The 23,088-nt window shown below is 45.0% G+C and carries 15 protein-coding genes and 1 pseudogene; 5 read left to right on the forward strand and 11 right to left on the reverse strand.

What is annotated here, in order from left to right:
* Nucleotides 1-866 precede the first annotated feature (866 nt).
* Nucleotides 867-2,183: pseudogene (ltrA, locus tag XZ46_RS12510) on the reverse strand (group II intron reverse transcriptase/maturase); the annotation flags it as partial.
* A gap of 766 nt (nt 2,184-2,949) precedes the next feature.
* Here ltrA and XZ46_RS12515 point away from each other — a divergent pair.
* From XZ46_RS12515 to iscB, 3 genes are all read left to right on the forward strand, one after another.
* Nucleotides 2,950-4,215 carry an inorganic phosphate transporter gene (locus XZ46_RS12515; RefSeq protein WP_006625611.1) on the forward strand — a complete coding sequence of 422 codons (1,266 nt, stop codon included), beginning with the start codon at nt 2,950-2,952 and terminating at the stop codon, nt 4,213-4,215.
* A gap of 126 nt (nt 4,216-4,341) precedes the next feature.
* Complete coding sequence (locus XZ46_RS12520; RefSeq protein ID WP_008050871.1) at nt 4,342-5,532, forward strand: ferrochelatase; 1,191 nt, start codon at nt 4,342-4,344, stop codon at nt 5,530-5,532.
* A gap of 294 nt (nt 5,533-5,826) precedes the next feature.
* Complete coding sequence (gene iscB, locus XZ46_RS12525; protein ID WP_008050874.1) at nt 5,827-7,098, forward strand: RNA-guided endonuclease IscB; 1,272 nt, start codon at nt 5,827-5,829, stop codon at nt 7,096-7,098.
* A 164-nt stretch (nt 7,099-7,262) separates the two neighbouring features.
* On the opposite strand, the gene XZ46_RS12530 is transcribed toward iscB, so the two are convergent.
* From XZ46_RS12530 to XZ46_RS12575, 10 genes are all read right to left on the reverse strand, one after another.
* Nucleotides 7,263-10,013 (reverse strand): bifunctional acetate--CoA ligase family protein/GNAT family N-acetyltransferase, encoded by a 2,751-nt coding sequence (locus XZ46_RS12530; protein ID WP_008050875.1) that lies wholly within the window; start codon nt 10,011-10,013, stop codon nt 7,263-7,265.
* Nucleotides 10,014-10,444: 431 nt separating this feature from the next.
* The gene (locus XZ46_RS37830) at nt 10,445-12,598 is read right to left on the reverse strand and encodes an FAD/NAD(P)-binding protein (RefSeq protein WP_008050877.1); all 2,154 of its coding nucleotides are present in this window, start codon (nt 12,596-12,598) and stop codon (nt 10,445-10,447) included.
* 121 nt (nt 12,599-12,719) lie between these two features.
* The gene (locus XZ46_RS12540; RefSeq protein ID WP_008050878.1) at nt 12,720-14,597 is read right to left on the reverse strand and encodes a family 2A encapsulin nanocompartment cargo protein cysteine desulfurase; all 1,878 of its coding nucleotides are present in this window, start codon (nt 14,595-14,597) and stop codon (nt 12,720-12,722) included.
* Nucleotides 14,597-15,520, reverse strand: a complete 924-nt coding sequence (locus XZ46_RS12545; protein ID WP_006670576.1) for a family 2A encapsulin nanocompartment shell protein — start codon at nt 15,518-15,520, stop codon at nt 14,597-14,599. Before XZ46_RS12545 ends, XZ46_RS12540 begins: the two co-directional genes overlap by 1 nt.
* Before the next feature lie 180 nt (nt 15,521-15,700).
* The gene (gene epsC / locus XZ46_RS12550; RefSeq protein ID WP_008050881.1) at nt 15,701-16,660 is read right to left on the reverse strand and encodes a serine O-acetyltransferase EpsC; all 960 of its coding nucleotides are present in this window, start codon (nt 16,658-16,660) and stop codon (nt 15,701-15,703) included.
* Nucleotides 16,661-16,711: 51 nt separating this feature from the next.
* The gene (cysK, locus tag XZ46_RS12555; RefSeq protein ID WP_006670577.1) at nt 16,712-17,689 is read right to left on the reverse strand and encodes a cysteine synthase A; all 978 of its coding nucleotides are present in this window, start codon (nt 17,687-17,689) and stop codon (nt 16,712-16,714) included.
* Between the two features lie 336 nt (nt 17,690-18,025).
* Nucleotides 18,026-18,631 carry a Crp/Fnr family transcriptional regulator gene (locus tag XZ46_RS12560; RefSeq protein WP_006625600.1) on the reverse strand — a complete coding sequence of 202 codons (606 nt, stop codon included), beginning with the start codon at nt 18,629-18,631 and terminating at the stop codon, nt 18,026-18,028.
* Between the two features lie 54 nt (nt 18,632-18,685).
* Entirely contained in the window at nt 18,686-19,102 is a 417-nt protein-coding gene (locus XZ46_RS12565) for a YidH family protein (RefSeq protein WP_006670578.1), read from the reverse strand.
* The gene (locus XZ46_RS12570) at nt 19,077-20,075 is read right to left on the reverse strand and encodes a sulfate/molybdate ABC transporter ATP-binding protein (protein WP_006619898.1); all 999 of its coding nucleotides are present in this window, start codon (nt 20,073-20,075) and stop codon (nt 19,077-19,079) included. Before XZ46_RS12570 ends, XZ46_RS12565 begins: the two co-directional genes overlap by 26 nt.
* 41 nt (nt 20,076-20,116) lie before the next feature.
* The gene (locus tag XZ46_RS12575) at nt 20,117-20,911 is read right to left on the reverse strand and encodes a Crp/Fnr family transcriptional regulator (protein WP_006625597.1); all 795 of its coding nucleotides are present in this window, start codon (nt 20,909-20,911) and stop codon (nt 20,117-20,119) included.
* Between the two features lie 175 nt (nt 20,912-21,086).
* Here XZ46_RS12575 and XZ46_RS12580 point away from each other — a divergent pair, with 175 nt between their 5' ends.
* Together XZ46_RS12580 and cysT are read left to right on the forward strand one after the other, a co-directional pair.
* Nucleotides 21,087-22,148: a sulfate ABC transporter substrate-binding protein gene (locus XZ46_RS12580; protein WP_006670579.1), complete on the forward strand. Its 1,062-nt coding sequence runs from the start codon at nt 21,087-21,089 to the stop codon at nt 22,146-22,148.
* A gap of 79 nt (nt 22,149-22,227) precedes the next feature.
* The gene (cysT, locus tag XZ46_RS12585) at nt 22,228-23,079 is read left to right on the forward strand and encodes a sulfate ABC transporter permease subunit CysT (RefSeq protein WP_048895071.1); all 852 of its coding nucleotides are present in this window, start codon (nt 22,228-22,230) and stop codon (nt 23,077-23,079) included.
* The last annotated feature ends 9 nt before the right edge of the window (nt 23,080-23,088 follow it).

A 23,088-nucleotide genomic window follows, 5' to 3' on the forward strand; every position in this document is an offset into this window, starting at 1 on the left:
CCGTGCTTGAAAGTTTCCCTTCACACGGCTCCTGATGTGGATACCCTCTTTGTCAAAGGAACAAGGTTACTACCCCCTGCTTTATGACTTCAACTTTGGGAGCTATATGCTTGCGTTAGTCTTTAAACTCGCTTTCGCCATTAAACTCTTACTTATCGCAGTCTCTATATCCATATCGTGACTAGTGGGCATATCCCAACCATTACAGTTAGGCATTGGCTTTCAGTCACATCCCTTCCCCTTATGGGCTTGCGCTTACACTTTTCACTACTCTACGAGATGTACTCGCAGAGAGCCCAACAGGGGTTTCAACGTTCCGTATATATGGGCATTCCATCTTTAGATTTGTCCTATCCACCGGGGTACATTTTAAAGGTCTGTGTAGGTGATGACATAATTACCCTACTTTTCCCCTTGTCCTTTTGGACGCAGCGTATCAGCCTATTTCGCCGCTAACTAGTTACGGTGGTTCAAGCCAGACATTCGGTTTCCCTAATCATGGATGGTTGGCAGTGGTCGCCTCTGGTAGTAGGTTCTACTTCACGCCTTCCGTTCCCCGCTTCAATCCCAGATTTGTGATTTCTGAAACTGGGGGTGGCTACCGCCTTTACTCTTTCCCAAATCACCCCAAGTGGGTTGAAATACTCCTCCTTGTAGTATACTTGGAAGATAAAAGTGTATTCTGTGATTTCTTAAATGGGATTGACCCTGAGTTCCCTGCCTTGCTTAGATTCACAACTCCCTAAGCGTCGGGACATATATACAGTTGAGGGGTTAGACCGATACTGAGTAACCGTGTAAAGGTCTAATTGCCCTCTAGGAGGTTATTTCGGCATTGCAGCCTTATTTGACTCCTAAACGTTTCGCACTATGTGGTCTAGTTTAACGAAGGTCTCAGATGAGACGACTCCTGAATAGTAGTTTGACCATCCCCTTATGATTGGGTTTAGTCTGCTAATCAGGGCTGATTGAGGTGCTGTTTTATGTTGTTCAATTACACCTTTTATCACTTCTGTATGGGCTTTAATTGCCTTTTTGTTGGGTTTGATATGAGTTTTGAGTCCCAACATTTTGTGAGGGTTTTTATTAAATAGGAAGCCTCCTTTTCTTCTTCCCCCACTTTTTCCAGATTTATATTTTCCTACTGGATATTGCCTGATATTGAATCCTAGAAAGTCAAATCCTGGTTCTTCTGTTTTGCCGTTATACTCAATGGGATTGAGCGTATGGCAAATTCGAGTCTTTTCAGGTTTTATTTCTAGTCCTACAGGTTTTAGCCATTCGGAAATGGCAATTTTGCACTGTTCAATGATTCTTAGGTCTTTGGATATGACCACAAAATCATCGGCGTATCTTATGAGGTTTACCTGAAAGGTTGTTCCTTTATTTGGATACATTGTCTTTATGAACCTAACCATCCCATCCAGTGCGATGTTGGCTAGGAGTGGACTTATTACCCCTCCTTGGGGTGTCCCTGCTTCTGTATCCTCGAATACACCGTTATCTAGCACGCCTGCTTTGAGCCATGATTTCAGGTCTCTTTTTAGACTGCTTGGACAATGAATTTTGGACAGAAGGTAATCATGGTTTATTCGGTCAAAACATTTAGCTATATCTGCATCCAGAACGTAATAACCTCCTTTGTTGATACTCTGAAAGATTCTGGATATTGCATCATGGGCAGACCTTCCAGGTCTGAATCCATAGCTAGTGTCTTCAAATCTCGATTCCCATTCAGGTTCGAGAGCCGATTTAACCAAGGCTTGCCTTGCTCTATCTTGGATGGTGGGTATTCCCAGAGGGCGTTTTTCATCCCTTCCAGGTTTTGGAATCCACTCCCGTCGCAGTGGTTTTGCTTTGAGATTTCCTTTGATGTTCTCAACAATTTCAAACCTTTGCCTTGGTGAGATTGCTCTCATTCCATCGACACCGGCTGTTTTCTTGCCTTGATTATCTTGGGTCACTCGCCGCACTGCTAAGAGTCGGGCATAATATGATTTCACCAGTAGACGTTGCAACCTTCGTGCCTTTGCGTTCTGTCCCGATTTAGCTGCTTGATATATCCTCTTTTGGAGCTTGAAAACTTTTCTCTGAGCTTTTGCCCAGGGAATTTGTTTCCATGCATTCGTAGTCTTGATTAGCTTTGATTTCTCAAAACCTTTCTTTAAACTCGCATTCGCCATAGTAACTCCTACTAGACTCTATTCTTTACAATCAAACCGTGACCCGTTAGCATATCCCTACCATTACAGTTGGGCGTTGGCTTTTGGTCACATCTCACCCCCTAATAGGCTTGCGCTTACACTTTCACTACTGATTATCTCGACCAGATACTCAGAGCCTAAAAGGGGTTAAAACGTTCCGTTTATATGGGCATTCCATCTTTAGACTTGTCCTGTCCACCGGGGTACTTTAAAGGTCTGTGTAGGTGTTGTTGTAATTACCCTACTTTTCCCCTTATTCTTTTGAACGCAGCGTGTCAACCTATTTCGCTACTTATTAATGACGATGGTTCAAGTCGGAGCATTCAGATTTCCTTAGTCATGGATGGTTGGCAGTGGTCATATTATTGGAACTAGGTTTCCCTCATGCCTTCCGTTCCCCGCTTCAATCCCAGGGTTGTGAATCCTAAAATTGGGGGTGGCTATCGCCGTTACTCTCAACGCAATTGTTAAGGAATCATTAAGATTTCCGGTTTTGCGTTTTGACCTTGAGTTCCCTGCCTTGTTTGGTATATTTTTTTATACCAAACGTTGGGACATATAAACAGTTATGGGATGGTCAGGATACGAGTTCCTTATATTCCACCAAGGGGTGAAAGTCCCACTAGGAGGTTATTTCAGGCATTGCAGCCTTATTTGACTCCTAAACGTCTCGCACGACATCATTAATATAACAAACACTCTCCCTAGTTATCCGGTTAATTTCATCTGAATTTCATCTTTGCTAATGGAAATTTCCCCCATCAACTTAATTCCCCTGTGGTTCGTCTGTCTGTTAGCTTTTTATGTGGCTTGCACCCTCGGAGCCAATGATGTGGCTAACTCTATGGGGACTTCTGTAGGGTCAAAGGCGATTACTCTCCGACAAGCTATTATCATCGCTGGGGTTCTGGAATTTTTTGGGGCGGTATTATTCGGGGGTAGGGTTTCGGAAACTTTGGCTACTGGGGTAGTCAAGCCGGAAGAATTTATCCGATCGCCTCAATTGTTCCAATTGGGTATGATAGCGGTATTAGTCTCGACCGGGTTATGGCTACAAATTGCTACCCGTAAGGGTTTACCCGTCGCCTCTTCCCATGCTGTGGTCGGTGCTATTTCGGGATTTAGTGCTGTGGCTGTAGGATGGACTGCTGTAGCCTGGAAAACTGTAGGTTTGATTTCTCTGGCTTGGTTAATTACCCCCCTCATTAGTGCGGCGATCGCTGCCTTACTCTACAGTCTCATTAAATACTGGATTTTGGAACACCCACACCCACAACAACAAATTCTCGAATGGACCCCCTGGCTCAGTTGTGCCATGATTGCAGTGTTTGGCACTTTAGTAGTCCCAGAAATTAGTCAACCCCTCGCCTCTTGGATGAAAAGCCAATGGGGTCTTAATTTTCCTACCCATGATTTGACTATTGCGATCGCTGGTCTCGCTGTAGTTGGCCTTACCTGGTTTAGTTGGCAACCTACTTTTAGATCCGGTGATAGCAAGTCCTCCATTGAAAAACAACTCGCTCAGTTTCAGGTTTTCAGTGCTTGCTTTGTTGCTTTTGCTCATGGGTCTAATGATGTTGGTAACACTGTCGCACCCCTTGCCATTATTGTCTATATCCGACAAACCGCTTCTGTCCCCCTCGGAGAGTTTCATATCCCCCTCTGGGTATTAGTTATTGGCGGCGCTGGTATTGCTACAGGTCTGGCGGTTTGGGGTCAAAAAGTGATCTCCACTGTCGGCGAAAATATTATCACTTTAACCCCTAGTGCCGGATTTTCGGCTGAACTGGCCACCGCCACCACTGTATTAATTGCTTCTAACTTAGGGATACCTGTTTCTACCTCCCATGCGTTAGTTGGCGGTGTCGTCGGGGTGGGAATTGTTCAAGGCTGGAAGTCTATTAAATTTGGGACTGTAGGTAATATCGCCTTGGCTTGGTTAATTACAGTCCCCACCGCTGCATTTTTGGCCGCTACAGGGTTTCTACTCCTGCGATATTTCATCGGGTAGCTTTAGCTATGGTAGCCCCCCACCTCCCCCACCTCCCCATAGTTATCAATATTTTGTCCCCCTCCCCCCCTAGGGGATGTTAAACTATGGGGAAATAGCTCATTGGTGAGATCAGAGGATAAAGACGTGGTGACAACTCCTGAGAAAATTACAAATCCTAGCACCCAATTAAGCGATCGCCCTAAATCAGATCGGGTAGCCGTTTTATTGATGGGTTATGGAGAAGTAGAAAGCTATGAAGACTTTGCCAATTATAATGAACAGGCTTTAAATCTGTTAACCGCCAAATTCGCCCCTGTTCCCACTTGGATTTATCCGCCTCTGGCGCGGATTTTGGCAATCTTTGACCTCCATGAATGGAGTCATCAGCATGGCAATTTCATTTCTCCCCATAATGCCATTTTTGAGAAACAACGCGCCGGAATTGAAGCACATTTACAACAAAAATGGGGCGATCGCATCCAAGTATTTAAAGCCTTTAATTTCTGCGCCCCCTTCCTACCAGAAACCGTTTTAGGTCAAATTAAAAGTGAAGGATTCGACAAAATCCTGATTTATCCACTGTTAGTAGTTGATTCAATTTTTACCAGTGGTATAGCTGTAGAACAGGTGAATAATGCCCTGGCAAAATTAGCCGATACCAACAGCCATTGGGTGACAGGTCAGCGTTATATCCCCTCCTTTTACAATCAGCCTGAATACATTGATTTAATGGCGGAATTAGTGCAGGCAAAAATTGAGGAAGAATTGGTGATCGCACATTTACCCTCCCAAACTGGCATCGTATTAATGAATCATGGATGCCCCCATAAAGCCAAGGGTTTTACATCAGGAATTGATGAAAGTCAAGCCTTATATGAAAAAGTCCGGGAAAAACTCATCAACCGTTATCCCTTAATTTCTGTAGGCTGGCTAAACCATGATACCCCCCTGATTGACTGGACTCAACCGAACGCACAACTAGCCGCCCATAATCTGATAGAATTAGGAGCAACGGCTATTGTCTTCATGCCCATAGGGTTTGCTACCGAAAACCACGAAACCCTATTAGATGTAGAACACATTATCGAGGCATTGCGGCGGCGACATCCCCAAGTAAGATATATTCAGATGGCTTGTGTCAATGACCATCCCCAATTCCTGGAGATGGCTGCTAATTGGGCAGATCCTCAGATTGAGGCATTGTTAAGCCAAACCGCATTATCTATTAATCCTAGCCTGGCAGTACAATCAGATCCAGGTCATCATAGCCATAGCCATCATCATCATAGCCATAGCCATAGCCATAGCCATGATCATGATCATCACCACCATTAAAACCTAGGGGCGGGTTCTCCAATTATCCCCTATGTCTACCAGATTATTCGTCAGCACCCCCGGCTGAAGCACGGGGGCTTCGTGCCCCCGCTTTCAGGTAGCTGACCAGCTTAAGCCTTAACTGGCTACGTTCAGAGCAAGAGTTAAAGTTCCTACCCTGGAATGCGTGCTAGTTCCAGGCACTAGAACCAAATCGTTAAACAGTCCTAAGGGGTTAAGACAGTGCGATTTGGAAAGTACCGACTCTGAACATTAGCGAAGCAAACGTTACGAGCAATCAGAACAGACGCAACAATGTCTAACCATGTTTTCGTTTTAGATACCAACCGCAAGCCCCTGAGACCGTGCAAGCCAGGGGTGGCACGATCACTGCTCAAAGCCGGGAAAGCATCGGTATTTCGACGCTACCCATTCACCATTATTCTAAACAAGGAGGTTGACGCTAATCCTGAACCCCTCGAACTGAAATTAGACCCAGGCTCTAAAGTCACTGGAATTGCCTTAAAGCAAGGGAATCATATTATCTTTGCTGCCGAGTTGCAGCACCGAGGACAGCAGATTAAAGAAGCATTGCTCTCTCGTCGTCAACTCCGACGTTCTCGACGAAACCGCAAGACCCGATATCGACCAGCTCGGTTCTTGAATCGGACTCGGAGCAAGGGTTGGTTAGCTCCCAGCTTGCAGCATCGAGTAGATACTCTAATGACCTGGGTTCACCGATTTCGTAGACTTGCCCCAGTTGGCCGCATTACCCAAGAGCTAGTACGGTTCGACCTGCAATTGATGGAAAACCCTGAGATATCAGGTGTTGAGTATCAGCAGGGAGAATTACAAGGCTATGAAGTCAGGGAATACCTGTTGGAAAAGTGGGGCAGAACCTGTGCTTACTGTGGGGCTCAAAATGTACCACTTGAAGTTGAGCAGATCCAGCCTCGGTCTAAGGGTGGCTCTGACCGGGTTTCTAACCTGACGATGGCTTGCCACTCATGCAATCAAGCCAAAGGCAATGGGGACATTCGGGATTTTTTATCGGGCCAGCCTGATGTCCTGAGTCGTCTTCTCAGGCAGGCCAAATCACCCCTTAAAGATGCGGCTGCCGTTAACTCGACCCGATGGGCCTTGTTCAAGGCTCTGAAAGCAACAGGACTCCCAGTTACCACAGGAACGGGCGGACAAACGAAGTTCAATCGACTGAGGCTCAACCTACCTAAAGCTCACTGGCTTGATGCTGCCTGTGTTGGACCAGTCGAATCACTGGAAGTTCTGACTTCAAAACCGTTGCTGATTTTAGCAAAGGGGCATGGAACCCGTCAGATGTGCGGGACGAATAAGTACGGATTCCCGAATCGTCACCGCTCCAGGAGGCAAATTCATAAAGGCTTTCAGACTGGCGACATGGTGACGGCACTGGTCACAGCGGGGAAGAAAATTGGCTCATATCTAGGACGGGTTCTCTGCCGTGCGTCTGGTAGTTTTGATATTACCACCGCTTCGGTACGGGTGGCAGGCATCAGCCACAAATACTGCCAACCGATTCACAGGAAGGATGGTTACGCCTATGCTTGAAAGATTGACGGGGACTAAAGTCCCCCTGTCGCGTTTCCTCCCCGGTCTAAAGACACGGGGCTTCCACGCTCCCAAGAGGTTTACGTGAACTCCCCCCTGTACAATGGTAGGGGTAGCGATCGCGATCGCTACCCCAGCACTAAAGAAACAATAACAAACAAATGCTAATCGGAAAGTTGAATTTCCGCCCTGACCATGGGTTCCCCAATTACCCGGTTAAGGGTAAATCCGATTTTTTCGCAGATATGCTGCATCACCCGGTTATCAGTGAGGATTTCTGCCATAATGGAAGTGAGTTTTTCCTGGCGACCAATATATAGGAGTTGTTCAAGCAACTGCGTCCCTACCCCTTGACGTTGGAAAGAATCAGCCACCAATAGGGAAAATTCCGCCTCATTGCTACCATACACCTTGCTAAGTCGTCCCAAGCCGATGATTTGTCGTTCGTGGGTTTCGGGATTGGTGTATTCTGCTACCAGAGCCATTTCGCGATCGTAATCGATAAAACAGAGTCGGGACATAGGTTCATGACCTGTCCGGGAACTAAGTTTGATCAGATGAGCATAGCGCAAATAAACGCTTTCCTCCGAAAGACTTTCATGGAATTTAACCGCCATGGGTTCATCTTCAGGACGGATAGGACGGATAGTAATAGGGATTTCCTTCTGAGAAACCCAATAGGTGACATATTGCTGAGGATAGGGTCGGATAGCCGGCTTAGATAATTGGTCTTCTGGGGTGTCTGGGTCATGAAGTACCACCCGCGCATCAAGGGCCACCAGTCGGTCTTCCGAAGCTACCAGAGGGTTAATATCAATTTCCTTAATCCAGGGTTGTTCGACCACTATATGGGAAAACCTGACCATAAGCTGTTCAAGGGCATCCATATCGACAGGAGGCCTTCCCCGCACTCCTAACAGGGCTTTATAGATTTTGGTCTGTTCCATCATCCGCCGCGCCAAAGTGGTGTTAAGGGGCGGTAAAGCCAGGATACGGTCCTTAAATACTTCCACCAGTTGCCCACCCGTACCAAATAGCAACACTGGTCCGAATTGAGGGTCAAGGCTACTGCCGATAATTAATTCATAGCCATCTAATTTAAGCATTTCCTGAACCGTGACACCTTGGAAATGTTCAGGTCCGACCTTTTCCGCTACCGAAGAAGCGATCGCCTCATAAGCCGCCTGTACTTCTTCAGCGCTAGTCAAATTAAGTTTAACCCCACCCACATCAGTTTTGTGGGTAATAGTTTCCGACAACAATTTGAGGGCTACCGGATAGCCAATAGCTTCCGCCGCCGCCAAAGCCTCCTCAACCCTTGAAGCCATGCGAGTATCAACCACCGGGATGCCATAAAGTGCTAGAAGTTCCTTAGACTCAAACTCAGTTAGCAAACTTCGTCCTTGGCTATGAACCTTATCAATCAGATGTTTAGCCGTTTCCAGTGTCGATAAATTATCCTCAGAAGCTGCGAAAGTCGGTGTTTCATACAAGCCACGCAAATTGTAGGTATAGCGCCACATATAGTTAAACATCCGCACCGCCGTATCAGGATAAGAGAAAGTGGCGATATTGGCTTGATTAAGAATCTTAGCCCCTGCCGCCACTTCTGCGCCACCCATCCAACTAGCCAAAATCGGTTTTTTGTGATCCTGCATTGCCAAAAACTTCAACTGTTCCGCCGTTTGAGTGGGGTCAGTCATAGCTTGGGGAGTCAAAATCACTAACAACCCATCCCCATTAGGGTCTTTCACCGCTATTTCAAAGGCTTTCGCGTAACGTTCCGGGTCTGCATCCCCCAGAATATCAATCGGGTTGCTGTGACTCCATTGGGGCGGTAAAACCTGGTTAAGGGCCTTAGTAGTTTCAGAGGATAGTTGTGCTAGGGTTCCCCCTTCAATCAGTAAAGTATCCGTGGTTAGCACTCCCGGTCCCCCTGCATTAGTTAAAATAGTGAGGCGGGGACCTTTCGGGCGTGGTTGTTTTCCCAGCAATTCCGACAGGGAGAATAAATGGGCGATATGATAGACCCGCAAAACTCCACAGCGCCGAAAAGCGGCATCAAGGACATCATCACTCCCCGCCAAGGCCCCCGTATGGGAGGCTGCGGCTTTGGCTGCGGCTTCTGTGCGTCCGGCTTTAATGACAATAATGGGTTTAGTTAGGGCTACTTCCCGCGCTGCTGATAGGAATGACCGTGCATCTCCTATGGACTCCATATAGATGACAATGCTTTTGGTGTTGGGGTCATTACCCAGGTAGTAAATTAGATCTCCCCATCCCACATCTAACATTGATCCGATGGAGACGAAAGCACTAAAGCCGACATTTTCCTGAAAACTCCAGTCTAAAATGGAGGTACACAAAGCCCCACTTTGACTGATAAAGCCTACACTACCGGGAATAGCCATGGCACTGGCAAAAGTGGCATTTAGTCCGGTGAGGGGGTTCATTAGTCCTAAACAGTTAGGACCAATAATCCGCATCGTGCTTTGGCGGGCATATTCCAGGATTTGTTGTTCTAATTCGACCCCCTTGGGTCCGATTTCTTTAAACCCAGCCGAGAGAATGATTGCGCCTTTGACTCCGGCTTCCACGCATTGCCGCACTATATCGGGGACTGTGGGCGCAGGGGTGATAATAATTGCTAAATCTACTGTCTCTGGGACTTCCCCTATGCTGGGATAGGCTTTGATACCTAAAACATTGCTACGTTTGGGGTTGATAGGAAATACTGTACCACCAAAGGGGTTACGAATTAGGTTCCACAGCAAGGTTCGCCCTACACTGTTGGGTTTTTCGGTGGCACCTATGACGGCTACTGTTTGGGGTGAAAATATGGCTTTGAGGGGTTGGTGGTCGTAGCGTAAAACGTCATGGGCTGGATCGGTGGTTCTTGATCTGGTGGCTTGCATAAACCATGCCTCTCTGTTGATGGGAGTTTTGCTCTGGTTGGTTGGTGAGTATATGTTACTATTATAGTTCCCATTCACTCTATTGGGCTAGAGGTATTGATTTTTTCCTGAGTTTGGTAACTTTCACTACTTTGGGAGTGTTCAGATACCTGGGGCTGATTTATCAAGGGTGCTTGACCTCGGTTTTTGAGTGGCTGCTCAATTTTTTATCATTTGGGGGTTAATTGTCGGTTAAGTTTAATTTAAATAACGAACTATAAATTCCCTACTCACAACGCTGTCCTCCCTCACAACAGCGGTCTCCCCTCTGGGATAGGGACCCAGAAAGGCGATCGCTTTTGAAGTTGTATTGCTCTTGATTAAATTTGCGGCAATATGCCAGTATTTGCTATGATTATAGATAGGTGATCTAGCGATATAATCGAGTGATTTTAAGGTCGATCGCCACACCATTCGTTGGCAGCGATCGCCTCTGCCATTTGACTCGGATAACTTAGATCAAGGTGTTCCATTAAGGTAATAAATTCTTCTCTACTGCGTTGACTTAATCGAGGATTGCACATTTTTTCTTCGCCAATGGTAGAAACCGTGCGACCCTTATAATCATGGGCAGGATAAACCAAAATATCATCCGATAGGGTAAATAACTTTCGTGTCACAGTATCATAAAGAGTTCCGGCATCTCCTGATTGTAGGTCAGTGCGTCCACAACCACGAATCAATAAGGCATCTCCCGTTAACAAATAACGATGGTTAATTAAATAAGCTAGATGACTATTAGTATGACCAGGAGTAGCGATCGCCTGAATATTTACACTTCCCAAATTGACAATATCACCATCATCTAACTGTCCATCTGCACCTTTAATTCGGTCATTTTTAGGAACTAAAACTTGACAACCTGTTAGCTTTCTCAATTGACCAGCACCAGTAATATGGTCAGCATGCAGATGAGTTTCTAAACAGTAACAAAGATTCAATCTCCAATCATTTATTAATTGTAAATCACGGTCTATTTTTGCCAACACTGTATCTACTAAAACTGCTTGTTTAGTCTCCAGATCAGCAATTAAATAAGTATAAGTGCTTGACTGTTGATCAAATAACTGACGAAATAATAAATTTAATTCACTGCTATGGTTATGATTAGATGTAGATAAAGGCGCTACAGGACGCACCCATAAAGGTAGATCATTTAATATAGTTGTTGCTAATAATTGGGCTTGTTCCCGGATTTCTTTGATAGCTGTAGTTTCCCATAGATCACCTTTCCGGGGAGGTCCAAGGGTATAAAGTAAACTAGAACCTTGACCTTGGGCATCTAATATCACCCCATTAGGTAAAGTATATAGTCCCAAACCCAAAGGGTTAGGACAGATTAATCCTTGGTTTCTTAAATCAGCAATTAAAGACTGTTTTGAGTTTCGATAATCTACTTGTATTCCCGTGCAATTAATCAACTTTTTAACTTGTATGCTTACATGAAAATTGCCTTTATAAATATCTACCAATATTCCACTATCTGTTTGTGTATAATTGCCAATTCTTCCAAATTTAATAATGAGTTTTTTAGCAATAATTAAACTTTCCATAATTTCGCCAATTTCTGAAGCCAAACGATGGCGATGAATATCCCAGTAACGGTTGACATGACGCAGAAATCTTTTTTGTTCAACGGCTGATAATTCTTGCCACAATTCTTGAGTCACCGGACGAAGCGAATCAATGACAGACTGCCAATTATAACCCAATTCCGTGGCTGTTTTAATCTCCGCACGAATAGACTTTAATAAACCCCTAATCGTTTTGGGCGCGGTATTTTTAGTTAAAAAATTCGGGTAGGGTTGGCTAGGCTGATGAGACAAAGGCAATAAACCATGACGGGAAACAGCATAAATTTTACCTTGGTGATGGCGATCGCGCAGAGACATCACCATATCCACCATTGTTAATCCTGTACCAATCAATAACACAGAATCATCGACCTCTAGCCCGGTTAACGCATCCTTTGACCAAGCATTGCGTATATAGGATGGGTGAATATTGGAATTACTCTGTAACTTACCTAAAGAAAGAGGAGGAGGAGTGGCTCCATTACCGAGAGCTAAAACTATTTTATCAGCGGCAAAATTATCTTGATTTTTGAGGCAAACAATTGCTCCATTATTTTGAGGCTTTATCCCAACAACTTCATCAATAATACGTTCGAGGTTGACATAACTTGAGGCAGTGGATTCAGCTTCTTGTAAAACCGATTGAATATATAGTCCATAAACTCGACGAGGAATAAAAAGACTGGAATCAGGTTGATTGGGCAGCCAAGTTTTTAGGGTATGATAATTAAAATTGAGCCAACGGAGGAGATGACTGGAGTCATCAGGAAAAGCACTCATTTTTCCTGCCGGAACATTGAGTAGATGGCTATTAGTTGTAGTCTTATAAGCAACTCCTTTGCCAATATCGTTACAATCTATGAGCTTTATTATCAGAGGTCTATGAGTATTTTTTAACAGGTGGACAGCCACCATTGTCCCACTAAATCCTGCGCCGACAATAGCCACGGTAAGAGAAGCATCTGAAATCATACGAACCCCCAGTTTAAAGCAAATTATTTTCTGATTTAACCAGCCTCAAAAAAAACGGAAAAAAGAAACCAGGTTTCTATCAAAAAAATTGACCAATGAAGAAACCTGGAATCTTTGCTAATTAGCCTAATTCCTTTTGTCGGATTCGTTCCAAAGCATGAACCAGAGCATCTACCTCGGATTTAGTATTATAAAAAGCCAAGGACGGACGCACAGTTACCTCTAAACCAAACCGTCGCAAAATAGGTTGGGCGCAATGATGACCCGCACGCACAGCGATGCCTTCTTGGTTGAGTGCTTGTCCTACAACTTCGGCTGAGAAACCATCCAAAACAAAGGAAAGGACAGCAGCTTTTTCTGGGGCAGTACCAATTAAATGCAGACCAGGAATAGTATTTAAACCCGTGGTCGCATATTCGAGCAATTCATGCTCATAACGGGCAATATTTGGTAAACCAATCTGTTGAACATAATCAAGGGCTGTGGCTAATCCCACTGCATCAGCAATATTCCCCGTCCCCGCTTCAAATCGGGCTGGACTATTTTGATAAACAGTGCGCTCGAAAGTGACATCAACAATCATGTTGCCGCCACCCTGCCAGGGGGGACTGGCGTTTAATAGGTCTTCGTGACCATAAACAACGCCAATGCCAGTGGGTCCAAAGATTTTATGACCGGAAAAAACAAACCAGTCGCAACCGAGTTGTTGCACATCAATGGGAATATGAGAGACGGACTGAGCGCCATCTAATAACACTTTGGCACCCACTTGATGAGCCTGGGCAATCATTTTTGCCGCCGGGGTAATGGTTCCCAAAGCATTAGAAACTTGGGAAAAAGCTACCAATTTTGTGCGAGGATTGAGCAGTTGTTGGTACTCTTCCAACAAAATTTGTCCGCGATCGTCTACGGGTGCAATACGCAACTTGGCTCCGGTCCGAGTTGCTAACTGTTGCCAAGGCACAATATTAGCATGGTGTTCTAAATGACTTAGAACAATCTCATCCCCGGCTTTGATGTTTTGTTCTCCCCAACTTTTCGCCACTAAGTTTATGGCTTCTGTGGTTCCTCGTACAAAGATGATTTCGTTGACGGAGGAGGCATTGATAAAATGACGAACTGTCTCTCTGGCGGCTTCGTAGGCATCTGTTGACCGGGCTGCTAATTCATGGGCGGCGCGGTGAACGTTGGAGTTTTCATGGGAGTAATAATGAACTAGGCGATCGATGACGGCTTGAGGTTTTTGAGTGGTTGCGGCATTATCAAACCAGATCAGGGGTTTACCGTTGACTTTTTCCTGAAAAATGGGAAAATCACGGCGGATAGTTTCGACATCGAAAATATCATGTTTTGTCACCGCCGCCAGAGGCACAAAAAATGGGTCAATCGGTGAATTTTGCCTGTAATTCTGTGGGGAATAATCCTCAACAGTTTTAGGGATGCTCTGATCTGGTTTTTGTCTTTCTACCCCTTGACTTAAATGTTCTAAAAAATAGAAGTTGGGGGTGACAGTTGGGATAGATGGTGTGGGAACCGATGCTAAGGATAGATCCGGAACTGTAGGAGTTGCGGGAGTTGCGATCGCCTGGGGAATTTCTTTGGGAATATGGGATGCAGCAGCGCGTACTTCCTCTACGGAATGGGGGGAGTCGGGGCGATCGACACCGGGATCGCTAAAATAGAATTGCGGCTCCCCAACAGATAAGTGAGGTGTGGATACTGACGGTAATTTCCCATCGAGATTTTGTTGATGAATATTGGAGCCCGGACCACTAACATCCTGAGCCGATTGAGGGATATTTAGGGAGTCGGGCAATGGCACATCAATGCCGCTGCGCTTCACTTCTTGAATAAAAGCATTCGCCAGTTGCTCAAAAGTGTCCGCTTTAAATAAGGGGTTGATGCCATCTCCCCCCAAATCAGTGACAGAGGGACTAGGGTTGGGTTTCGCCTGCCCTTCTGTCAGGGAATTTTCCGGGTAAAGTTTGGGGGTAGTCATTAGTAGGTGTGATACTGGTTGACATCAACGTTCTGAAGAACGGCAGCCGCATCGTCGGTCAGGACGGCTAAGGAACAGTACAGAGAGACGAGATAAGAGGCGATCGCTTTGCGGCTAATTCCCATAAAGCGCACGGACAGTCCGGGTCCCTGTTGACCGGGCAAATTCGGTTGATACAAGCCAACTACCCCTTGACGACTGTCGCCGACCCGCAGCAGTAAAATATTGGTTTTGCCCTCATTATTCACCGCGAGTTTATCGGAAGGAATTAAGGGCACTCCGCGCCAGGTGATGAATTGAGAACCAAATAAAGAAACGGTAGCAGGGGGAACGCCACGGCGGGTGGCTTCGCGACCAAAGGCAGCGATCGCTTTAGGATGAGCCAGGAAAAAGGCGGGTTCTTTCCAAACTTTCGCCAATAACTCATCAAGATCATCTGGAGTAGGAGCCAGACCTCGGGGCTGTACTTTTTGACTGTCAACAATGTTATTGAGCAACCCGTATTCAGGATTATTAATCAGTTCACTTTCTTGACGTTCTTTCAAAATTTCAATCGTCAAGCGCAACTGTTCATGGATCTGATCGTGGGGACTGCTATAAAGGTCAGAAACACGAGTGTGAACATCGATAACCGTATTAACAGCGCTGAGAAAATATTCTCGCGGCTGTTCTTGATAATCCACAAAGGTTTCAGGTAATTCTCGCTCATCTCGTTCTGAGCAAGCCACTTCGACTTGAGAAGGATTTTTGACTTTGTTGAGACGATATATCCCGGCTTCAACAGGTGTCCAGTGCAGCAGACGCACAAACCAACGGGGACTAATTGTGTCTAATTGAGGAACGGTTTTTGTGGCATTAGCCAACTGACGCGCTGCAACATCATTAACGGCTAATTGCAGTTCAGGGTTATTGGTGCTAGTCATCGATTGTAACTCCGATTTATTCAAGGAATGAGGTTAAAATCTATCGCTAAAATCACTGTCGCTTATTTTCCATAAACTGGGTTTCTGCTGTCTGCAGTGATTTATCAGCGGGTTGATAGGCGGGGATATCTTATTCCCTCTTTATAGCTATATGATCTGGCTGGGAATTAGAGAGGCAAGTTAAATGCCTGCCCCTGCATCAAAAATTTCCTCCCGTACTTGAGCTTGGGAGACAAAAGCTCCGGCTGGTACACTACGGGTTAGCCAAACATTGCCGCCTATGGTTGATCCTTGACCTATAGTGACTCGGCCGAGAATTGTTGCCCCGGAATAAATCACTACATCGTCTTCGATAATTGGATGACGGGGATTGCCTTTAATTAAACTGCCAGATTCGTCGCGAGGAAAACTTTTTGCCCCTAAAGTAACGGCTTGATAAATCCTGACGCGATCGCCAATTACAGTGGTTTCACCAATTACTACTCCTGTACCGTGATCGATAAAGAAACTATTGCCAATAGTAGCCCCAGGATGAATATCTATTCCCGTTTCTGAATGACCAATTTCCGCAATAATTCTAGCTAATAAAGGTGAGTCAATACGATACAGTGCATGAGCAATTCGATGATAGGTAATTGCCGTAATTCCCGGATAGCAAAACAGCACCTCGTCTAAATTCTTGGCGGATGGATCGCCATCATAAGCGGCACAAACATCACTTTCTAGCAGGTTTTTTATTTCAGGTAGTTGTTCGGCAAAAGCCTGCACTATTGACCTAGCTTTTTCCCGAATTTTAGATTCTTCTACCTGATTTTCTGAAGCAATCAACGACTGCTCTCGTTGGATTTGATGTTCGAGTAATTGCAGAGATTCATTAAGGGTATGACCTATAAAATAATGGGTAGAAGTTTCTCGGAGATCGGGATTGCCAAAGTGGAAAGGAAATAAAGCCCCCCTGAGTTTATCCACCATCTTAAATAAGATTTTACGGGATGGCAAGGGAACATAATTTCGCTCTTGTGAACAACTCCTAAAAGCCTGCTTGCGAGGCTGGGATAAAGCTGTAATCACTGACTCAATATCCCATGGAGTTTTGCTAACGGGGCTATAAGTTAGGGAAATATAGCTATCATTGGTCATGGTTTATTGTCAGCTAATACCGGGGCAAATATTAGGAAATTTAAGGCAAAATTAAACAGCTAAACCTTGCTCGTTAAATACTCCTTGGAAAAGAATAGAACTGAGATAACGTTCACCAGAGTCTGGCAAAATAACCACAATAGTTTTGTCCTGATTCTCTGGTCTATGGGCTAGTCTGACTGCCACTGCTGTCGCTCCTCCGCAGGAAATACCTGATAAAATTCCTTCTTCTTTAGCTAACCGTTGAGCGTAGAAAATTGCTTCTTCATTGGTGACAGTTTCTACGGCATCAACTATTGATAAATCCAGCACTTCTGGGACAAAGCCTGCACCAATGCCCTGGATTTTATGGGGGCCTGATTTTACTGGATCTCCGGCAATGGTTTGGGATATAACTGGGCTGGCTTCCGGTTCTACTGCCACTGATAATATGGCTTTACCTTGAGTGTGTTTAATATATCGGGATACTCCGGTAATTGTTCCGCCTGTACCCACTCCTGAAACCAGAATATCGATCGCTCCTTCGGTTTCTTCCCAGATTTCTGGCCCAGTGGTCTGCTCATGGATCCGGGGATTTGCTGGGTTACGAAACTGTTGCAATAAAACATAGCGATCGGGATTAGAAGCTGCAATTTCCTCAGCTTTTGCTACTGCGCCCACCATGCCTTTTGAGCCTTCGGTTAAAATTAGATTTGCTCCATAAGCCCGCAGCAATTTCCGTCGTTCCAAACTCATCGTTTCAGGCATGGTTAAGGTGAGGGGAATGCCTTTGGCAGCAGCGACAAAGGCTAAGGCAATTCCTGTATTACCACTGGTGGGTTCAACTATTTCTTTACCGGATCCTAATAAGCCTCGTTGTTCTGCATCCCAAATCATCGCCGCACCAATACGGCATTTAACCGAATAGGCTGGATTACGACCTTCAATTTTAGCCAGAACAGTCGCGCTACTATCACCAACTACGCGATTTAAACGGACTAGGGGAGTCCTACCGATGGCGAGACTGTTATCTAAAAACCATTTCACCATATTCAATACTCCTAGTTATATATTTCGGGACTGATGTTGTGCCCGGTCTAATAGGGCGACAACTTGCTTGTCAATCTGTAAATCTAATATACATGAATTTCAAAACATTTGCAATACATTTTTGAATTTTTTTAAATTTTGCGAGCGATCGCTTGTGTAACTACTAGATTCTTTGCTATCAAAGGGTTTCAGCTACTCGCTGCCGAGGGGAGTCAACTTCTGCTCAGGAAAAAATCTCCCTCTCCGAGAATTGGGAGGGGAGGTAGTATCAAAAACTCTTCTTCTTGAAATACAGTGCTTAGATCAAATCTTCAACCCAACTTGAGGTTATACCCATCAAATTTGATAGTACCAAGTGCTGTACTCATCGTTGAGGATAATTCTACTAGAATTTCTATAAATTAATCCTTCCGATTCAAATTGTTTGAGTAAACGAGTAATTGTGACTCGAGTCAATCCGCATAATTCGGCTAAATCTTGATGTGTCAACCTCACATCAATTAAATATCCCTCACTGGTACGATTACCAAAACGCTGAGATAACCAGTTGAGAACATTCAGCAAAATAAACCAAGCGCTGTGATTGGCACGAGCCATCAGTAACGTCTCGGTATTTTGCCAGTAGTTGAAAATTAATTCAGAGGAAGGTTGCCAAGAACTTGTGGGAATTGCTATCACTTTAACTGGGGTTAATGCTTCTATAATATAGGGTGAAGTTCGCGATAAAGGTTTACCCACAATATCATCAACTAACCAAATTCCGGTGCAGACAACTGTATTGTCTTCTGTATAAGCTATACTTCGGACAACTCCTTTTTTAATTAACCAAAAAAACTGACTTTCTTCAGGTAGAAAATCTCGCCGATTAAAAGACCTACTAGCAGCATTTTGTGGAATTTGGCTGATTTCTTGTTGGCTAATTCGGTGTGTTAAATCGCTCATGTTGATGGTCTATCAAGAGATAATGAAAATAATTCTGGGCTATTGAGATTCATCCTAAATATCAGTGATATTTAAGATTCCATAAACTAGGATTATCGCTAGTACCAATAAAGCGGAGCTGAAAACCACAATCCACCCTCCGGTTGGTTCATAGGTTTGACCATCAATTTTTTGTCGTACTAAAAAGTATTGATGTGTAGACATCACGATAGTTAATATTCCTAAACATAAGGACCCTAAACTTAGGAACAAAATCTGATTATTTTTAGCAGAAATATCTGGGATAAGATAACATAGACGAGCTATCAGAAGTCCAATGCCGACTAATCCTAGAGAGGTTCGCACCCAAGCTAGATAGGTGCGCTCATTGGCGAGATGATCCCGGACTCGAGAAGAATTTAAGACCGGGCTTTTTATCTCCTGAGAATGATGAGTTGATTGACGACTAACTAACAGCTTGAAGTGCTTCATCAAAGGCAACAACTTTATCTGAGAAAATGTAGACTTTTTTCTGGATATCCACACCTAGAATATCCCATTCATCCCGGGTTAATTGAGCATTAATCTGAGTGCCATCCCTTAAAGATAAGGCTACCTGTACATCCCATCCTTTATAGACTATCCGTTGAATTACTGCGGGGATAGTTTTATGATTAGCTATATTACTAATGCGGATATCGTGAGGGCGGATAAACACAGGAGAAGGACTATTAAGGCTGTTTTCCGGGAGCATATTAACGGGACCAATGAAACCCATGACAAAGGGAGTTGAAGGGCGATCGTAAATCTCTTGGGGAGTGCCGACCTGTTCAATCATACCCTTATTCATGACTACAATTTCGTCGGCAATTTCCATGGCTTCTTCGCGGTCATGGGTGACAATTAAGGTGGTGACATGAACTTCATCATGGAGGCGGCGCAACCAAGACCTTAAATCTTGCCGCACATTGGCATCTAAAGCGCCAAAGGGTTCATCTAATAATAACACTTTGGGTTCGACTGCTAAAGCGCGGGCGAGGGCTATGCGCTGGCGCTGTCCGCCGGATAGTTGCACGGGATAGCGATCGCCTAATCCTTCTAATTTAATTAAATCTAATAATTGGGCAACTCGCTGGCGAATATAAGACTTAGGACGGCGGGCAATTTCCATCGGAAAAGCGATATTTTGGCGCACGGTCATGTGTTTAAATAGGGCATAATGTTGAAACACAAACCCCACTTGTCTATCTTGAACCTGGGCATTAGTTACATCACCATTTTCTAAATAAATCCTCCCATAGTCTGGCTTTTCCAATCCAGCGATCGCTCTAAGTAAAGTCGATTTACCGGAACCAGACGGCCCCAATAGAGCCACCAGCGACCCGGTTTTAACTGTTAAATTGATGTTGTCTAAAGCTACAAAATTGCCAAAGCATTTTACCAGGTTTTCTACTTGAATAGTCATGGCTAAAATTCCGTTAATAATTGACAGTTGATAATTTGACCTTAACGCAGAGGCCACCAAGATACCTTGTCACGGGTGGCGCTGTAGATTTCTTTGAGTCCTTCGGGGTCACAAACCCGGATGGTGTCGTTAGAGGAATCGTCATTTTGAGGGGGTAGTAAAAGCCCTTGTTTACGCATTCCTTTTAAGACCTGTTCAACGGTGCGGTGGTTAAGTTGGGCGGCGTGAGCGATGATATCAATGGGTAGGTCAAAAACATAAATATCATCGGCTTGGGGTTGATTCAAAAGCGATCGCTCTTGGTAGATGAGTCCCCTTAATAATGCAGCCACCGCTTGGGGGGGATGGGTACTACAGTTAAGTAGGTGATATTGGAATTTTTCCCGCAGTTCAAATAAATAATCGTAGCGATCGCGGAATATCTCATTCTCAGCGTGGAGGGTTTTAATAATGTCTAGGTCAATCTCGATCGCATCAGTGGTTTTGTAAGCCTCCACCAAACTCGGAAAAGACCGCGACACTCGCCCATAGCCTAAAGCCAGATTTCGCATTCCAAAACAACTACCCGGATAGGTGATAGCAATGATTCGGTCTAAAGGTGAACTCCGCAGGATTACCGGACCACCACTGCTGACCACATAAAGGGATGCGATCGACGTATCAGGACGGAAGGCCGTATACACCGAACGACCCGAGTACAGCTTTTGGGGTGTGACTTCTCCCGTGGAGAGTACCTCCGACAGTTCAGCCACATCCAAACCCCGAAACAGATAGTTGTTTTGACTTAGTTCCTCCGCAATCTCCTGGATTGCCCCTGGTTCTGCTGGCTTGGCCATTGCCACTTAATTGTTCTCCACTTTTATAATACACCACCTGTATTTATTTTGCAAGCGTATCGCAAAACATTTATATTTCAGTTACACTTGACATATAATTAAAATGTGCTACGATTGCAATCAAAGCCCAATCAGACTCCCATCTGGGAACCTCAGATTTAAAAAAGATGTAGCCATGAAAGCCAACTTCCCCAGCCGATATCTCAATTCCAAGCCTTGGCGACAGCGCCTTTCCCTGTTTATCGTGGGAATTAGCGCCAGTGGGGTGATTGCTGCCTGTGGCACAACAGGGGATACAGCCCGAGATTCCGTAGATCTGACCCTAGTCTCCTACGCCGTCACCCAAGCCGCCTACGAACAAATCATTCCCCAATTCGCCGAGGAGTGGAAAGCCCAACATGGTCAAGATGTCCGTATTCGCCAAAGCTATGGCGGTTCCGGTTCCCAAGCTAGGGCCGTGATTGATGGTTTAGAGGCTGATATCGTAGCCCTCGCCTTAGCCCTGGATACCCAAGCCATTCAGGAAGCAGGACTAATTGAACCGGGATGGGAAAATGAAGCGCCCAATAATGCGATCATCCACCGTTCCGTCGCGGCCATTATTACCCGCCCTGGGAACCCCAAAAATATCCAAGACTGGCAAGACCTAGCCCGCGATGATATTCAAACCATCACCGCCAACCCCAAAACCTCTGGGGGGGCTCGTTGGAATTTCCTTGTCCTGTGGGGAGCCAAAACCGAAACCGGTCAAACCGAAGCCCAAGCCCTCGACTTTGTGCAACAGGTTTTTAGAAACGTTCCCGTATTACCAAGAAATGCCCGGGAAGCTACCGAAGTTTTCTATCGACAAGGACAAGGGGATGCCTTAATTAACTATGAAAATGAAGTGCTACTGGCTCAACAGCAAGGTCAAACTTTGCCCTATGTAATTCCCCAGACTAATATTTCTATTGATAATCCCATTGCCGTTGTTGATGCCACTGTAGACAGACGCGGAACCCGCGAAGTGGCGGAAGCCTTTGTGCAGTTTCTATATACTCCCCAAGCCCAAAGGGCATTTGCTCAGGCTGGTTTTCGTCCCGTAGACCCCACAATTGAGGCGGAATTTAGCGATCGCTTTATTCCTATCACCAATCTATTTACAGTAGAAGACTTGGGGGGATGGGATGCCGTCCAAAACCAATTTTTTGCTGACGGTGCTATGTTCGATGAAATCCAAGCCCAAATCGGTCGCTAGTTCAAATTCTCACAGCTTGTAATCAGGTTGCCCAGCCATTTGAATTGTTTTCCAACTTCCTTTAATTGGCGCAACCATCATGCTCACAACCTTATCAATATCTCTATCATCATTCACCCGGTTTTTACCAAAAATTCCCTGGTATTGGTGGGGAATAGGTGGTTATCTCAGCATCATGCTGTTACTGCCCATTCTTGCCCTAATTTCATTTACCGCCAATCTTACTTGGGCAGAAATATGGCGAATTACTACCCATCCCGTCGCTTTATCTGCCTACCGAGTTACATTTTTTACGGCTATTTATGCCTCCTCTATTAATGGTATAGCCGGAGTCGCAGTCGCCTGGGTTTTAGTGCGCTATCGTTTCCCCGGAAAGGAAATAATTGATGGTGCCATAGATTTACCTTTTGCCCTACCCACAGCCGTTGCGGGACTCACCCTTGCTACCGTATACGCTGAAAATGGATGGATAGGAAGTTTATTAGCTCCCCTGGGTATTAAAATTGCTTTTACCCGTCTAGGGGTCGGTTTAGCTATGGTGTTTATTTCTCTTCCTTTTGTCGTGCGAACTGTCCAACCCGTGCTTCAGGAATTGGAACCCGAACTCGAAGAAGTCGCTTGGTGCATGGGTGCTTCCCGTTGGCAAACCTTTCGCCGAGTTATATTACCTCCCTTAATTCCCGCTATTTTAACCGGGGTCGCTTTGGGATTTTCTCGCGCTGTCGGAGAGTATGGTTCCATTGTTATTATTGCTGGTAATATCCCTTTTCAAGATTTGATTGCTCCCGTGCTGATTTTCCAACGTCTCGAACAGTTTGACTATGCCGGTGCTGCCGTTATTGGTACCGTTATGTTACTGGTTTCTTTAGCCTCCTTATTAATCATCAACTGTCTGCAAAGTTGGGGTAATCGCATTAACCAAAGACCGTAAACTTGCGGG

This window comes from Limnospira indica PCC 8005 (assembly GCF_000973065.1).
Taxonomy (GTDB): Bacteria; Cyanobacteriota; Cyanobacteriia; order Cyanobacteriales; family Microcoleaceae; genus Limnospira; species Limnospira fusiformis.

What these genes read in the sequence shown, in the direction of transcription:
- XZ46_RS12515 (WP_006625611.1), top strand. Translation starts at nt 2,950, where the DNA reads ATGGAAATTTCCCCCATCAACTTAATTCCCCTGTGGTTCGTCTGTCTG.
- iscB (WP_008050874.1), top strand. Translation starts at nt 5,827, where the DNA reads ATGTCTAACCATGTTTTCGTTTTAGATACCAACCGCAAGCCCCTGAGA.
- XZ46_RS12530 (WP_008050875.1), bottom strand. Translation starts at nt 10,013, where the DNA reads ATGCAAGCCACCAGATCAAGAACCACCGATCCAGCCCATGACGTTTTA.
- XZ46_RS37830 (WP_008050877.1), bottom strand. Translation starts at nt 12,598, where the DNA reads ATGATTTCAGATGCTTCTCTTACCGTGGCTATTGTCGGCGCAGGATTT.
- XZ46_RS12540 (WP_008050878.1), bottom strand. Translation starts at nt 14,597, where the DNA reads ATGACTACCCCCAAACTTTACCCGGAAAATTCCCTGACAGAAGGGCAG.
- XZ46_RS12545 (WP_006670576.1), bottom strand. Translation starts at nt 15,520, where the DNA reads ATGACTAGCACCAATAACCCTGAACTGCAATTAGCCGTTAATGATGTT.
- epsC (WP_008050881.1), bottom strand. Translation starts at nt 16,660, where the DNA reads ATGACCAATGATAGCTATATTTCCCTAACTTATAGCCCCGTTAGCAAA.
- cysK (WP_006670577.1), bottom strand. Translation starts at nt 17,689, where the DNA reads ATGGTGAAATGGTTTTTAGATAACAGTCTCGCCATCGGTAGGACTCCC.
- XZ46_RS12560 (WP_006625600.1), bottom strand. Translation starts at nt 18,631, where the DNA reads ATGAGCGATTTAACACACCGAATTAGCCAACAAGAAATCAGCCAAATT.
- XZ46_RS12565 (WP_006670578.1), bottom strand. Translation starts at nt 19,102, where the DNA reads ATGAAGCACTTCAAGCTGTTAGTTAGTCGTCAATCAACTCATCATTCT.
- XZ46_RS12570 (WP_006619898.1), bottom strand. Translation starts at nt 20,075, where the DNA reads ATGACTATTCAAGTAGAAAACCTGGTAAAATGCTTTGGCAATTTTGTA.
- XZ46_RS12575 (WP_006625597.1), bottom strand. Translation starts at nt 20,911, where the DNA reads ATGGCCAAGCCAGCAGAACCAGGGGCAATCCAGGAGATTGCGGAGGAA.
- XZ46_RS12580 (WP_006670579.1), top strand. Translation starts at nt 21,087, where the DNA reads ATGAAAGCCAACTTCCCCAGCCGATATCTCAATTCCAAGCCTTGGCGA.
- cysT (WP_048895071.1), top strand. Translation starts at nt 22,228, where the DNA reads ATGCTCACAACCTTATCAATATCTCTATCATCATTCACCCGGTTTTTA.